The organism is Streptomyces sp. NPDC044704 (genome assembly GCF_056433525.1).
The window spans coordinates 39,581-53,177 of the sequence record NZ_JBWKGY010000026.1 but is presented as its reverse complement, the minus strand read 5'-3'; the positions used below and the strand labels follow the sequence as shown (position 1 = coordinate 53,177).

Genomic DNA, 13,597 nt, shown 5'->3' with positions numbered 1-13,597 from the left:
CTCGGTGGTCACGTCGCGGTGGGGACGTAGGGCGCTGCTGCGACCTGGGCCATCGTCCGAAGATTCGCAAAGTAGGAGGCGCAGTACTCCTCGTTGATCAGAGGAACGATCTTGTCGAGGTCGGCGATGCAGCCCCAGAGGTAGGCGATGCCACTGCCGTCGAGCCCGCCCTTCAGCTCCCTCTGCACGAGGCCGGCGATGTCGGCGTCCAGGAGGACCAGATCCACGCCGTCGAAGTCCACACCGCGGAAGCCGTCGGGGAACAATGCGCGCAGGTGCTCCTCCCACAAACGGGCAAGTCCGCCTTCGAGCTGTGCTCCGCCCACGTCGGCGGCTGTCGCCTCTGCCGCGGACGGTGGGCGAAGGAGCAAGGAGACGGCATCGAAGACGGCACGCAGCATCGCGACGGCCCGGATCGGGCGGAGAGCGGCACTTGACTCGGCGCCCTGCGTGAGCTTGTCGCGCAGCAATCGGCTGCGGTCGAGTTCGATGGCGAGCTCGGCAGTGATGAGCCCGGCGTCGGTGGCCCGCTCGATCAGAACGTGGAACGGTTCGTTCGTGGCCAGACGCTCAGCGAGGACGTGCTCCAGGGCGAACAGCGAATGCGTGACGGCGACGGTGGCGAACTCGTACCGGAAGTAGGAGTGCCGAATGAGCTCGCGGGAAGTTTCCAACGCGCTCATGACGTACATCGACGCGCCGCCGGGCAGAACCAGGTCGGCAACCAGAGCTTGCATCTCCGCATAGTCGAGAACGAGGTCGCGGGCGCGCGGGTCTCGTACCGGCAGCAGGAGCGGGCCGGACGGCGGTGGCAGGGTATTCACCGGTGCAGTCTTGTCGCCGGAGGTTGTCGGTGCCATCGGATTAGCTCGGGGCGGTTGCGTAACCCGCAGCCGCATCTCGCCAGCGGTCCGACCTTAAAGAACAAGCTCGGGCCGGCAGGCGGGGCCACCGCCCGCTGCCCCCGCGCTCCCCCGTCACCGCGGCCGGCCGCAGCTTCCTCCGGGAACGGCGGTCGAGGTCGACCGCTCGGTTACGCGCGATGGAGTCGTCGGCCTCGGCGACCGTGATGTCATGCTGTCCCGCACCCTCGCCGGCAGCCGCGTGGTGCTGCGGATGGATGAGCACCTTCTCCACGCCATCAGCAATGGGCGCGTGGTGAAGACCATGCCGCTGCCAATCCCTCCGGGGTGGCTTCCCCTGCTGAAGGGCGTTCGTGCCGCCGCCGGCCCGCTGCCACCTGGTGGCCCGGCCAGACCACTGACCGTTCAGCGGTTGGTCAACACGACCGGTCGGGTAATGGGGGCCCGTCAACCGCTCCTGATCGGCTATGCGCACGGCGGAAAGACCGTGAACGTCATCTGGAGGACACTCACTTCCGCGTCGTCCACAACGGCACGGAACTGGCCGTATTCCCCCGCACCAGCGACAAGCCCGTCAGCCGGATCAAGGCATGGCCGAGCCGTCAGTCACGCGAGCCGCGTCAAGAGAGTCCTGAGGACAGACCGTCAAGCAAGTCCTGAGCCCTCACACATCAGCGCCCGAGCAGTAGCCCCGCGAACTCCTCGACGGCGGCGTCCTTCGGCATTCCACCCCCCTCGACCCTGCGTCCCATCCTTCACGTCCTTGCATGTCAGCGGGGGTGGAATGATTCCGGGACGGCTGGTGGGCGCGTGATCGTTGCAGTCGGCGGGCGCCGGCCCCACGCTGGTTGAGCACTGACCGAACAAACGACCCGACGGGGGACCCACCACCATGAACAAGCTCCGCACCGCACTCGCCACCGCAGCCGCTGCCGCACTGGGCCTCGCGGCCCTCGCCACAGCCCCGGCGCAGGCCGCTGCCCAGCCCGCCTTCCTCGCCGCCTCCCAGATGCCGCCCTCGTCGACGCCGTGGACCGCCACCCAGGTCTTCACCGGCGTCCCGGAGAACGGCGGCGTCCTCTGCGCCCCCTACAAGATCCCGGCGCAGAACACCCGCTACCGCGAGTTCAGCACCGAGCTCGACACCAACGGCGTCCAGGTCACCACCGTCGCCCGTACCGAGGCCGACGCCGTGAAGCTGGTTGACACCCTCCGCGGGGCCCTCGCCGGCTGCGGCCCCCTGCTGGAGCAGCAGAACCCGGGCCTGCAGGCCGTCAGCGCCTCCCACGGCAAGCTCGCCGTCGAGGAGGGCGCCTGGGTCTACAGCCTGGACACCGCCGACCCGCAGATCGGTATCTCCGACATCCACCTGTTCTCCGTCGGCCGCGACGGCCGCACCGTCACCCTCGTCCGCTGGGGCCAGATGGGCGACCTCGAGGACGCCCCGCTGACCGCCTTCCGCACCACGACCAAGACCGCCGTCAACAAGCTCCACTGACCCGGAGGCTCCCCCGAGGGCTGACCACAGCTCGACAGCGGCGCGGCCGGAACCCGGGCGCGCCGCTGTCGCGCCCACCCGCTCCGCCGGCGGCCCGGGTGGGATTCCGCACCCGCCCCAGCGAGGCCGGAATCATTCCCGCGCCCGCACGAGCTGGGCCTCGACTGTCCTCTCGGTCACGCAGACTCGGCGCCGTCCGCCGGGTGCGACGGCCCCGGATCAGCGCCCTCCACCATCCAGCCCAGCACCACACGTCACTCCTGGCAACCCACGGCAGTTTCTGACGTCGGCCCGCGGAGCCCCTGCGGGCTCAGCAGGCGCGATCCGCCCAGGCGTTGCCGACACCCCATCGTTGGTCGAGCCTGGGAGGTCTGTGAAGGCCCGTGATCCGTGCTCTGGCACGCTGTCCCGGTGGACGCTCTCATCGGCACTCAAGTACCCCGTCAGCGCTCGACTGATCCAGCCTCGGCGGTCGCGGCTCTGGAGCGGGCCGTCCCCGGCCTCGCCCTCCTTCGACGTACGGCTCCAGCCGGCATCGACTGGGCAACGGTCGAGGAGTGCTTGACCACCGAGCTGCCTTCAGACTTCAAGCTGCTTGCCGACAGCTACCCTTCCTTGGCTTTTGGGGACTTCCTTTGCGTCGGCTTCCCGAACCCCGAACAGGAAAAGGACTGGTCAGAGAACTCCGAAGATCTTGGGATCCTCGCTGAGTGGTGTGCGGACGCAGAGATGTCCATTCCTCTGCACCCCTTTCCTGCCCCTGGAGGTTTGCTGCCCTGGGCCACCTCGAACCAGGGCGACTACTTCCTCTGGAACACCACAGGGCCTGGTCCCGACGACCGGACCGTCACAGTGGCCTCACGCAACGGCGGCTGGTGGCACTACACCGGAGGCGTTGTCCAGTTCCTCGCCGACCTGATCAGTGGAGCCTTGGAACTGTGGGAGCTGCCGCCGGTACGGCCTCAGGTCGAGGCCTTCTGAGCGAATGACGGCTCCACACGACTCGCTCGTGTTCACCGTGTCGTCGCACGCAAAGGCAGTCCCGCAGGAAGAACCAGCCGCCACCACGCCAAGCCCAGCGGGACAGACTGCCCAGGTCCCGGACTCCACAAAGGTTGACTCAGGCCCACTCTCCCACGGCTCCGGACGACCCGTCAGCCCATTCGTCCGCCCTGCGGGAGTCACCTGGCCGATGATGCCGTCGGGAACGGGGGTGGGCGACGCTGTTTCCTCGCGTTCGGTCAGGACCGCGCCGGGCCGTCAGCCCAAGACGCTCCAGAAGGCTGCGCTGGTCATGGACACGCACACCGCACCCGGTCAGACCCAGCACGACGCGATCGCTTGTGGTCCGCCGATCCGGCAGCTCTTCCGGGACGTCATCGCCGATCGTCTGCCGGACCGCGTGCCGCTCCAAGCGGCGATGCTGTTCGACTCAGAGATCGACCCCGACTGGGACGACCGGGCCTTCCTCGCCGAGTTCTACAACGAGATGCTCCACCAGTACCCCTGTCAGCCCCACGCCGCCGACGGCCTCGTCCTGCCCGCTGCCCTGGCCGTCGACGACCGGATTCCTGCCCGCCACCGGTTCGAAGTCGTCGGCCTGCTGTTCCGCGCCGCCACCGTCGCCGAGCGCCACCCCGCCGAGACCTGGCCGGCCACCCCGCAGCATGCCGATCCCGACAGCGAGGCCCGGGCCTGCAACGCGGTCCAGTTGCACACTCCTGATCTGCTGGCCCGCTGGCCCGCTGGCCCGCCGAATGCTACGCAGTTCGGCTGGCCCTCACCGTCGTCTTCCCGACGGACCGCACTCTGCCCGCCCTGACAGCGCGCCTGCACACGTTCATGAACCAGCGCCCCCAGGGCACCGACATCGGTGACTACGTGCGGTTCGTCCTCATAGTCGCCGCCCAAGACGACAGCCAGACCCTCGCGGTGACCGAGAAACTCACCGACGCCTACTGGACGGGCACAACACTCGGAGCGCCGACACGGGCACGAGCCCTCCACCTTCTCGGCCAGATGCGGACGAGGGTCGGAGCCGGACTCACCCTGCCAGCGCTCGCCGGGCAGTGACGCCGCCACGGGCGCTCCTAATTCTCGTGAGCGTGCGCCTCGCGCACCGCCATCCACCGCGCCCGGTACTCTTCCGGCGGCGGAGGCCCCCACGGCCTCGCCTCCCTCCCCACCGGCGCAGCCGGCGCGGCGGCGGCCAGTCGTGTGGTGCATGCTCGTGCCGACCAGCATCAATTCCAGCATTTGTGGTCGGGGCCCTCGTAGGGGTGCTCGACTTTTACTCCTTCGGGGAGTTCGGTATCGGGGTCGATGAACGTCCGGGAGAGTTGTTCGGCTTGCAAACCTTGCGCATGCGAAAGATCTGCTCCTTCCAGGTGGGCGTAGTCGAGGGTTGCTCCTTTCATCAAGGCTCCTCTCAGCTTGGCTTTCGACAACTTGGCGCCGGTCAGGTCGGCGTACTGCATATTGGTCCTCCTGGCGGGGTCTTCGCCCTGCGGATCAGAGCTGGACATATCGGCCCACCTGAGGTCCGCGCAGATCAGGATCGTCTGACTGAAATCGACATTCCGCAAATTGGTCTCTGCGCCACGCGCACGAATCCCGGCCAAATTCGCTCCGTTGAAGAGCGTGCGCGGCAGTTTGAGAGCGTACAGTTTCGCATTGGGTAGATAGACTTCTTCCAACTTGAGCCGCTGTTCGTATCCATCTTCACCTCGTCGGCCGAGCACGGTCAGCGCTGCGCTAATGTCTGCCGCAGGTTCATCTTCCTTTTGGCCCTTGGCTTCCGTCTTTGCATCCGGCCGCTTGGCGCCGTCGCGAATAAAAGCGGCAAGGGCCATCACTGTTGTTTCGCGGTCCCGAGGGGAATCTTGGATTATGCGCCCGAGCGCGAAGATTGCCGCAGCCCTTACCGACTTCTTCTTGTGCCCAAGCTGATCCACCGCTTTCGCGTATCGATCGGTTACCTGAGCGTCCCGCTGAGCTTCAAGAGTCTCGAAAGACTGTTTGGCAGCGATCGCACTGGCCGCGAGCGTACCGGCCAGGAAAATACCACCTGCCGCATGAATGAGAGTCTGGCGAATGGAGCTCTCTGCTTCGATCCTCTCCTTGCCTGTCAGTGCCGCGAGGCGACTGCCGCCGACCCGTTTTGCAATCGGCCCCAGCAGGAGGTACAAGACGATTCCCGCTGCGACTATCACGCCCCCGAGAACCTCTAACACGGTCATAAGTTCCATGGCGGGTACCCTCCACCATCCAGCCCAGCACCGCACGACCCTCCTGGCAACACGGAGGTTTTTGATGCCGGTGCGCGCGCCTGCGGGCTCCGCAGGCGCGATCCACCCAGCCGCGTTGGCGACATCCACGGTTCGATGGCCCCGTCTCGGCAGCGTCCCGGCTGGAACAGGGCGGTAGACGTGGCGGGCGCCGGTGCGGGCAGCCGGCCCGCCGTAGGCGCGCCCCGCAGATCGCCGGACCCGCGCGCGAGGCGGAGGCGCCAGGCTCACGGCAACGGGCAGCCGGGCAGCCGGGCAGCCGGGCAGCCGGGCAGCCGGGCAACGATGCGTCGAAATCCGCACTCGTCTCACGTGTTCACACCAAAGGATGACGTTCTGTCACAGGAAAGAAACGGCGGCCCTATCCAAAGTTCGCGGCCCCTAGCGTCCAGGGTCCGCGCTGCCGCACAGGTGGTGCTTTCCCCCCACTGACAGGACGTACCTCAGATGCTCATGCCCCTGACCCGCAACCTCGTCGTCGGCTCTGTGATCACCGCCGCGACCATGGCCCTGTTCCCGGGCCAGGCCCACGCCGCCGGAACCTTGCGGATCTCGAAGATCTGGTACGACTCCCCCGGCACCGACACCGCTACCAACACCTCGATCAACGGTGAGTGGGTACAGATCACCAACGGCACCAGCGGCGCGGTCAACCTCAAGGGCTGGACCCTGAGCGACGCGTCCAACCACATCTACACCTTCACCACCTTCACTCTCGGCGCCGGCAAGAGCGTCACCGTCAAGACCGGAAAGGGCACCAACACCACCGCCCTCTTCCAGCAACGCGCCTCCCACGTCTGGAACAACGACAAGGACACCGCCACCCTGCGCCGCGCCAACAAAACCCTCCACCACAGCTGCCCCTACAACTCCACCCGCTACGACTACAAAACCTGCTGACCTGCCCGCGCACGCGGCACCGGCCGTCGGTAACGGACACGGCATCCACTCGGGCGGGAAGGCGCGGTGGCGTCTGCGCCACACCTCCAGCCGCGCCCGCGGCCGAGCCGCCGGGGCCGCGGCCGGCGTCACTGCGGGACCTCGCCACGATCAAAGCGCGCGAGGCCCTGTTCGAGATCCCGCTCCGGCAAGGGAAGGCGGAACAGGCGATAGCCGCCCACCCCACCGCGGCCGAGCAACGCGCCGCCACACGGGCGGCGGCAGCCGAAGCAGCACTCGCATCCGGTCCCGCCCCCGAAAACGGATACTCCTCGGAACCCCCCTTCTAGTGCTCTGACCACATCGCGGCGTGGCGGGCGTTCAAGCCCAGTGGGTGAGGTCGTAGACCACTTCACACAGCGGGTCCCGCACGTCATGGGCGCGGTGTGCTGCCAGAGTTGTCGGCTCGTCCGGCCGCAGAAGGGCGATGATTTTGGTGGCGGCCCACCAGCCGACGGTGCGGGGAGTTCCGGTGGTGTCGCGGACGGCAAGGTCAATGCCGATGGTGTGGTCGGTGTGGGTGAGGTAGACGCGGACGGTGTCGGGCCGGTGGTGGTCGAAGCCGGTCAGGACGTAGAGGGCGGGGTCGATGGAGGGCACCGCGTGGTGCCAGAGGGGGTCGCCGGCGAGGTCGGCGAGCAGGTAGTCGATGCCGTCGTCGAGGGTGACCTCGGTCGTTTCGGGGACGAGCGTGCCGACGAGGGTCGCGACGTCCACGTACGGGAGACCGTCCGCCCCGGTGGCGGGGGCCGCCGTCTCGGTGAGCCAGGCCGCGGTGTGGCGCAGGGCGCCGGTGTACCACCAGGTGCCGTGCTCGCGGCCGTAGCGGACGGGCAGGTCCACGGTGACGGTCTGGCCGGTGGTGTCGGCGAGGCGGACCCGGATGGTTTCCGGGTCCGGGCGGACCATGGCGCGTAGACGCCAGTCGGTGCCGGGCAGCGGTACGCCGATGAACCTGCGAAGGGTCAACAGGGCTTCGGAGAAGTGCTCGTCCATGTCGTTCAGCCTTCCCTGCGCAGGTTGGGGTGTGCCGGTGGTTACAGGTTGTTGACCCAGTCGGGGTCCAGCTTGTGGGCGAGGGCGACCTCGGTGGCAGGTCCCCGTCCGCGTAGGCGGCGTTTCGGGCGGTGGGATTCACGCCGTCGCTGAGCAAGGTCGCGACGCTGTGGGGCGAACGCCGGTCACGCTGAGGCTGGACGATCTGGACCTCATCCGCATCGCGCTGGACTGCACGGTGGCCGACCTACTACAGGCCGAGCCGGTCGCGGTCCAGCGAGCGGTCCCCGCGCCGGCGAGCCGGGCGGCCAGCGGCGAGGGTGCAGATCTGGCGCGACCGGTCCCGCGCCAGCCCGGGCGGTCCGCGTTCAGCGCTGCTGGGCGTATCCCATACGCCGGACGGAGCCTTGGCTGACCTGCCCTTGCTATCGCTCTTCGGTGGCGTAGAGGTGCTGGTCGATCTGTCGTAGAAGGGCCTGCACGATCAGTAGCGAGGACAGGGCGAACTCGATCCGGTACGCGGATATCGAAGCCTCATGTGTGGTGAGGTGCCGGTTGAACGTCTGCTCTCGATCCGTCTTGGCGAACGCCTTCATCATGCCGCTCACCATCAAGGCGGGGACGACCAGCAGCATCTGCAGTTCGCCCCATGCAGGCAGCGCGTCCCGGGCTTCCGTGAGCACCGTGTTACTGCCGGGGCCTTTCCTGCGACTCGTGAACTGGGCCCAGGGGAACGTAGCCCGCAGCCACGTGTGGCCGTGCCTGGTCATCGCGGTGTCGAGGACGTTCCCGAGTAGAGCCTGAGCCGGTCGGTAGTGGCCGCCCCGTACTGCGTCGGCGGCGTCCCACGCTAGCTCCGCGAGGTCGAGCAGCTCGGGATGATCGACAGCTTCAAGGCTGGCCAGTACGTCGTCGACGATCTCCGAACAGTGTTCCACGAGGTATTGCTGGCGCTCGGTTCGACCGGGCAGTCTGAGCAGCCCTTCGAGGTGTTCCGTTCGCGGTGCCCAGATCAGGCAGATGCCGTCCTCCTCGCAGATGGCGAACAGCTGCTTCCATTCCGCGGTACGCAGTGCCTGCAAGTTCTCCGGCAGTAGGTCCTTGATCCTGGCAGCGAACTTGCCGAAGGTGTCGAGGAGTCCGGATGTCAGTAGGCGGTTCCGCTCGTCGATCTGCGCCAGCACGGTCCGCCACGGGGCCGAGTCGAAAAGAGCCGTTCGGGCGAGCGACACCGGCGGAAAGAGGACGACGCTGGCCTTGAGGTGGTCGAAGATCATCGGACGTGCCAGCGATGGGCCGAGGGACTTGGCCGCTATGTCAGCGAAGGCACGATTCCGATCTGCCTGGCTTCGGAGGACGCTGTCCAGGACGCTCTTGGACAGCCCGAGCGGGAACGGTGCGGGCTTCACCAGGTCAGCGAAAATGCCCTGGCTGGTTACCGTCCCGGGCATGCTGCCCGAGTCGACCAGCCGACGGATCGCGTCCTGCGCGCTGGCCAGCCCCCCGACGGCGCCCAGGCTCCGCTCTAGCTGCGGAAGTATGCTCACGGCGCCGACGTCAGCGAACAAGTGCCCCAGGGGCTTCCGCGGCATCAGACACGCGCTCAGCTCAGCGAGCTGGGCGCGGGTCGGCGCAAGAGGGTCAAAGTCGCGGGGGATGCGCCCTGGGTTTGGGTTCACCGCAACACTTCGGATGGGACATGGCTTCGCAGCCGTCGCGTCCGACTCATCGCCTGCTGTGCCCGGTTCGCTCACCTCGTTCATGTGCTCAGCATGACGTGCTGCAGTGACACTCGGCTCCCGGTTTTCGCCGCTGCCCCGACTCTGTGGGGCCCATGGCTTCTTCGGGTGAAACCGCTGCCATCGAACCGGAATGTAGCGGCGCCTAGGAGTTGTCCGGCATGGTGGTGGCGTCTGGTCGGTCAGGCATCATGCATCGGTGAGCATCATCGTGAAGTTCTTTGTAGCACCGGACGATGCGGCTGCTGCCCGCGTTGTCGGGGGTGGACCGGAGCTTGCTTTCGAGTACATCTCGTTCGGCAATTTCGATCCCGAAGGTGCCATAGTGGAGTGGGAGTGCCTCTTCTTCGGAGACGACTTCGAGGAGCTCCTGGAGGCCGGCGAACCCCGAATGGTCGCTGGCGAGGACGATGACGGATGTGTTGTCTTCGCGCTCTCCGCCCGTCTGGTGGATGCTCTGGCCAAGGCAGAACCGTCCCGGCTGCGCGAGGTCGCCGCGGAGTGGGCCAGGCAGCGGGCCGAGGACGGCGAAGGAATCGGATCTGAGGTGGCCGTCGAGATGCTGGGAAGCTTGGGCACTCTGACCCGTGGGGCAGAAGCACACGGCCGCGGCGTGTACTGCTGGGTCGTCGCGTAGCGGTCAGGTCCGGAGCCAGATGGTGAGGGCTGCCGCGGTCGCGTGCCGAAGCAGACGTAGCGGCGCTTGTCGTAGCGTTAGCCACCGCCCGGTTCTGCTTGAGCCGGTTGATGGCCCTTCCCCCGTGTTGCGCTTCCTGCAGCGGTCTTCGTTGGATCCAGGTGGCCGCCCGCCGCTGATCCTCTGCGCAGGCGGGCGGGCTTTCAGCGGTAGGGGCTCCAGCCGCCGAAGCGGGCCATCAGCTGGCGTGCCGCGTGCTCGTCCAGGCCGAGAGCGGCCGCGGCCTGTCCGGCGCTCAGGTCGGCGCGGGTCCCGCGCGCGGCCCAGTAACCGACCCGCCCGGCGGTCACCTCCATACGGCGGGCCGCCCGCACGCCCGCGACGGGGGACGTCTTGGTCAGCTTCTCGATCTCCTCCTCCAGCCGCTCCAGCAGACTCGTGACCTGCTCCGGCAGGGGGACGGTGGTCGCCTCGACCTGGACGGTGTGGCCGTCCCAGTCCCGCACGCAGGCGTCGGCCTGCTCATCGCCGGCCTCCGCGAGGTCCTGGCCGCCGATCAGCGTCCAGTCCAGGCGGTGTTCCGGGCCGGCCCAGCCGCAGGAACAGATCGCGCGCAGCACGGCCGCCCGCGGGATGCGCGGGGTGTGGCCGTCGTAGACGGACCAGTGCGACACCGACTGGCCGCCCGGGCCGGAGCCGGAATCGAAGTACACCGGGCCCGGAACGCTCCCGTCGGCCAGGAGCACACCGACCGCGCCCTCGTGGGACGTGCCGAACTCATCCGTCGTCCATGTCTCCCGCTCGCCCACAGCACCCTCCCGCTCCCGCACCTGGCGGCGGCCCCGGCAGGGGCCGCCGGAGCATGACGATGCCTCAGCCGGCACTGCGGGCGGGGCGGAATCCACGAAGAGGTGACGCGCAGCGCAGCGTCCCCCGGGTGCGCTCCTGGCGGCCGCAGGGTGGGGGTCTTCCGCCCGGCAGGGCGGCTCACGAAAGCCTGCCGGGGAGCGGGCGGTGCGTGGAGTGGTGTTCCGCCGGCTTGTGTGTGGACCTCGCGGTGTCTGGGCTGGGGGCGGCGGGCTGGGGTTCGTTGGGACGTGGTTGCGGAGTCTGGATCTCCGTTTGATCGATCTGACCGGGCTTGGATCGGTCCGATGTTCGCTCATCGCTTCATCTGCGAAATGCGCCGGAGCTGCGGGTTTCTTCCAACGGCCGGGCCGGTATGCGGGCATGGCGGGGTTAGGGTCGGCGTTGCAGCGGCCCCCCAAGCGGGGCGTCAACCAGGTCCACCGCCGCCTCGCCCGCGACTACGAACCCACCCGCACCGCTCCGAAGCCATGATCCGCCTCGCAATGATCGACCTGATGAGCCGCAGGCTCACCGGAGAGTCGACTCCGAACTGGAAGGACTCATAGCCGCCGGGCCACGCTGACCCGCGCGTTCTCGCCCCTCATCGCCTGCGGCCAGCGGTCATCAATGACACCCGCAGCTTCCCGGCAAGCGCCACAGGCGTTCTCCCGCTCCGGCAGCCAGTAGTGATCCGACGGCGACATGCCGGCTTCCTGGATTCCGCACAACGTCCTGTCGAAAATGCCGAAAGCGTGGGAGACGTCGACGGGAAGGCCGTCCGCGATGGCCCTCTCCCAGCGCATGTCCACGGGCACGTACGGCGGCCGCGAGACCTCGAACCACTCACCACCCGCATGGGTGGCGGCGTGACACCAGGAACAGGACCAGATCTCCTTTTCCCCCGTAGTCGGCAGCGCCGGCCATCGCCACATCGCACGTCCACACACATCGCACTCCACGGGCGGATCCTCACACGCCTCCGTGCGTGACCCCAATCCGCTCACACCGCGCGACTTACCAAACACCCCCGCCGGGATAAAATGCTCTTTGACGGTTTTGCCGACGTCATTGCGGGGTGCCCGCTGATTGTTCTTGGTGCCGGGTGGCCGTCCGGGGCCGCTCGGTCGCTTCAGGCGTCGCGGGCCGTCTGGACTTTGACAAAGGAGCGCAGGTACATGCGCGGGTCGTACCTGTTCGTGTCGCACCGGGCCTGGTTGGTGTCGTCCTCGGCGGGTATCCCGGCGAGGACCATGTCGCGCATGGTCATGGCGGCCGCCTGGCGCGCCTTCGTGACACGCAGACGGCTCTCCTCGCTCCCGTCGTCGGCGGCGAGGACTTCGGCCAGTTGCCGTTCCCAGGCGTGGACCTTCCTCCAGGCGTACTCCTCCCCTTGGGCGGAGCCCATGTGCTGCAGACCGACGAGGTGCCAGCCCTGGTCTTCGGTCAAACGAGTGCTCGCCGAGACCCAGGCGGTGGCCAGCTCGGCCGCCTTCCAGGCAAGTTCGGCGTCCGTGTCGGCGGGCGGGCGGACCGCATCGGCGTTCTCGTGCTCCGTCTCGTTCATGACCCGACCCTAGCATCAATATCGTCAACTAGACGATAATCGGATGCAGGCAGATCCTTCGGGCGGCGCCTTCGGCCCGAGGGGAGCCGGCCAGCCCAAAGCACCTTCGCCCGGCTCGGCCCGCACCCGGCCCGCCACCGACGCCGCCCCCAGCTCGCCGCCCCCTCACCACGTGGTCGCGGTCCGCTCCGCGCCGTACCGGCACAGCGCCTCCGGCGACGGCGGCAGCCACTGGGCCGGATCCTGGTCCGCCTTCGACCGGTTCGAGCGGGCCGTCACCGCCACCAGGGAAGCCGACTGGCCCTGGCGATGCCCAGCATGGCCTGGTGGCCTCCCTCGCGCCCTTCAGTCGGCAGTCGCGGGGGATTTTCCAGGTCCCCATGCGGGCGAAGGTCCGCTTCTTGATCACGCTGTGGGTTGTAGCGGTGCCCAGAACGTCGTGGACAGGTCCTGAGGCCACAAGTCACTCGGTCGGGGGGCGGCTTTCACCGCAGAAACGATCAGCGGATGGGCCGACCGGCACCAGATAGCGCGCCGGCTCATTGGGCAGGCGGCCCAGCCGGTGGTGCGCCGCGGAGCCAGATCATCCTCGTCCCGGGACGACGCTCTGCTGCCGTGGGGCAGTCCGTCAGGCGCCGTCCCCTGCGGTTGCAGTCGATGCAACATCGTGGCGTCAGGTGCCATCAGCCGAGGCGAGAGTCGCTGTCGTCACCAGAGCAAGCGACGCCTGCACGTCGCTGACCAGGCCGGAAAGGTCATGGGGCCGGGCGGAGTGATGCGCACGCCGCAACGCCTCGCCAGGCCAGCGGCTGGCAGGTCAGGCGCCCGACGGCGTTCCGCTCCCTGTGCGCGGCCGGAATCCCTGTGGTCCTACTCCGAGGTGTTCTTGCTGGCGAGGAAGTCCACCAGCCTGGTCACTGCACCCGTCTGCCCGTTGAGGTTCGTAGTGGAACTGGTGGAGCTCTTGATCGGGTCGCCCGTGAGTGGGTCGTTGCCGCCCACTGCGCCGGCCTCTTGCAGGATGCCACGGGGCCCTTCGTCAGCAAGGGCGGGGACAGCGGTGGCCAGCAGAGCCGCGCCGACAAGCGCGGCGGCAGCGATGATCTTCATGCGGTGCCCAACGAGGGATCCGGCTGCAGGACACCCGCGAGCCCTCAGAGCGCGGCTGCGGTGATCCTCTCCTGGAAGCGGTGGACGCCCTGCGAAGTCGACGCGGCCCCGCACC

At 68.1% G+C, this 13,597-nt stretch carries 14 protein-coding genes and 3 pseudogenes; 8 read left to right on the top strand and 9 right to left on the bottom strand.

What is annotated here, in order from left to right; all coding sequences use genetic code 11:
- Positions 1-8: 8 nt before the first annotated feature.
- Positions 9-824 carry a hypothetical protein gene (locus tag AC07B0_RS36340; protein WP_469383188.1) on the bottom strand — a complete coding sequence of 272 codons (816 nt, stop codon included), beginning with the start codon at positions 822-824 and terminating at the stop codon, positions 9-11.
- Between the two features lie 931 nt (positions 825-1,755).
- Between AC07B0_RS36340 and AC07B0_RS36335 the strand changes: the two genes are divergently transcribed.
- The 4 genes from AC07B0_RS36335 to AC07B0_RS36320 all read left to right on the top strand — a co-directional run bounded on the left by AC07B0_RS36335 (position 1,756) and on the right by AC07B0_RS36320 (position 4,434).
- On the top strand, positions 1,756-2,361 hold the full coding sequence (locus AC07B0_RS36335; RefSeq protein ID WP_056789649.1) for a hypothetical protein: 606 nt from the start codon (positions 1,756-1,758) through the stop codon (positions 2,359-2,361).
- Between the two features lie 411 nt (positions 2,362-2,772).
- Positions 2,773-3,342 (top strand): SMI1/KNR4 family protein, encoded by a 570-nt coding sequence (locus AC07B0_RS36330; protein ID WP_469383190.1) that lies wholly within the window; start codon positions 2,773-2,775, stop codon positions 3,340-3,342.
- A gap of 232 nt (positions 3,343-3,574) precedes the next feature.
- A complete protein-coding gene (locus AC07B0_RS36325) occupies positions 3,575-4,183 on the top strand; it encodes a hypothetical protein (RefSeq protein ID WP_469383192.1) in 609 nt (202 codons plus the stop codon).
- Positions 4,184-4,203: 20 nt separating this feature from the next.
- Positions 4,204-4,434 (top strand): hypothetical protein, encoded by a 231-nt coding sequence (locus AC07B0_RS36320; RefSeq protein WP_469383194.1) that lies wholly within the window; start codon positions 4,204-4,206, stop codon positions 4,432-4,434.
- 170 nt (positions 4,435-4,604) lie between these two features.
- Here AC07B0_RS36320 and AC07B0_RS36315 read toward each other — a convergent pair whose 3' ends face one another.
- Positions 4,605-5,609 (bottom strand): pentapeptide repeat-containing protein, encoded by a 1,005-nt coding sequence (locus AC07B0_RS36315; RefSeq protein ID WP_469383196.1) that lies wholly within the window; start codon positions 5,607-5,609, stop codon positions 4,605-4,607.
- Between the two features lie 486 nt (positions 5,610-6,095).
- Here AC07B0_RS36315 and AC07B0_RS36310 point away from each other — a divergent pair, with 486 nt between their 5' ends.
- A complete protein-coding gene (locus tag AC07B0_RS36310) occupies positions 6,096-6,548 on the top strand; it encodes a lamin tail domain-containing protein (RefSeq protein ID WP_469383198.1) in 453 nt (150 codons plus the stop codon).
- Positions 6,549-6,908: 360 nt separating this feature from the next.
- Here AC07B0_RS36310 and AC07B0_RS36305 read toward each other — a convergent pair whose 3' ends face one another.
- Entirely contained in the window at positions 6,909-7,583 is a 675-nt protein-coding gene (locus AC07B0_RS36305; RefSeq protein ID WP_469383200.1) for a hypothetical protein, read from the bottom strand.
- A 131-nt stretch (positions 7,584-7,714) separates the two neighbouring features.
- On the opposite strand from AC07B0_RS36305, the pseudogene AC07B0_RS36300 reads away from it, so the two are divergent.
- Positions 7,715-7,998, top strand: a pseudogene (locus AC07B0_RS36300) (helix-turn-helix domain-containing protein).
- Between the two features lie 10 nt (positions 7,999-8,008).
- Here the strand turns inward: AC07B0_RS36300 and AC07B0_RS36295 are convergent.
- Positions 8,009-9,346 carry a hypothetical protein gene (locus AC07B0_RS36295; protein ID WP_469383202.1) on the bottom strand — a complete coding sequence of 446 codons (1,338 nt, stop codon included), beginning with the start codon at positions 9,344-9,346 and terminating at the stop codon, positions 8,009-8,011.
- Between the two features lie 175 nt (positions 9,347-9,521).
- Here AC07B0_RS36295 and AC07B0_RS36290 point away from each other — a divergent pair, with 175 nt between their 5' ends.
- Entirely contained in the window at positions 9,522-9,959 is a 438-nt protein-coding gene (locus AC07B0_RS36290) for a hypothetical protein (RefSeq protein ID WP_469383204.1), read from the top strand.
- A gap of 203 nt (positions 9,960-10,162) precedes the next feature.
- On the opposite strand, the gene AC07B0_RS36285 is transcribed toward AC07B0_RS36290, so the two are convergent.
- Positions 10,163-10,768 (bottom strand): hypothetical protein, encoded by a 606-nt coding sequence (locus AC07B0_RS36285; protein ID WP_469383206.1) that lies wholly within the window; start codon positions 10,766-10,768, stop codon positions 10,163-10,165.
- Between the two features lie 478 nt (positions 10,769-11,246).
- Between AC07B0_RS36285 and AC07B0_RS36280 the strand changes: the two are divergent.
- Positions 11,247-11,374, top strand: a pseudogene (locus tag AC07B0_RS36280) (IS5 family transposase); the annotation flags it as partial.
- Here AC07B0_RS36280 and AC07B0_RS36275 read toward each other — a convergent pair.
- The 4 genes and pseudogenes from AC07B0_RS36275 to AC07B0_RS36260 all read right to left on the bottom strand — a co-directional run bounded on the left by AC07B0_RS36275 (position 11,369) and on the right by AC07B0_RS36260 (position 13,482).
- Positions 11,369-11,767, bottom strand: coding sequence for a hypothetical protein (locus tag AC07B0_RS36275; protein ID WP_469383208.1), 399 nt, complete (start codon positions 11,765-11,767; stop codon positions 11,369-11,371). The pseudogene AC07B0_RS36280 and the gene AC07B0_RS36275 sit on opposite strands and share 6 nt — an antisense overlap.
- 170 nt (positions 11,768-11,937) lie before the next feature.
- Positions 11,938-12,372: a hypothetical protein gene (locus AC07B0_RS36270; protein WP_469383210.1), complete on the bottom strand. Its 435-nt coding sequence runs from the start codon at positions 12,370-12,372 to the stop codon at positions 11,938-11,940.
- 174 nt (positions 12,373-12,546) lie between these two features.
- Positions 12,547-12,678: pseudogene (locus AC07B0_RS36265) on the bottom strand (HNH endonuclease); the annotation flags it as partial.
- A 564-nt stretch (positions 12,679-13,242) separates the two neighbouring features.
- Complete coding sequence (locus AC07B0_RS36260; protein WP_469383212.1) at positions 13,243-13,482, bottom strand: hypothetical protein; 240 nt, start codon at positions 13,480-13,482, stop codon at positions 13,243-13,245.
- Positions 13,483-13,597: the final 115 nt, after the last annotated feature.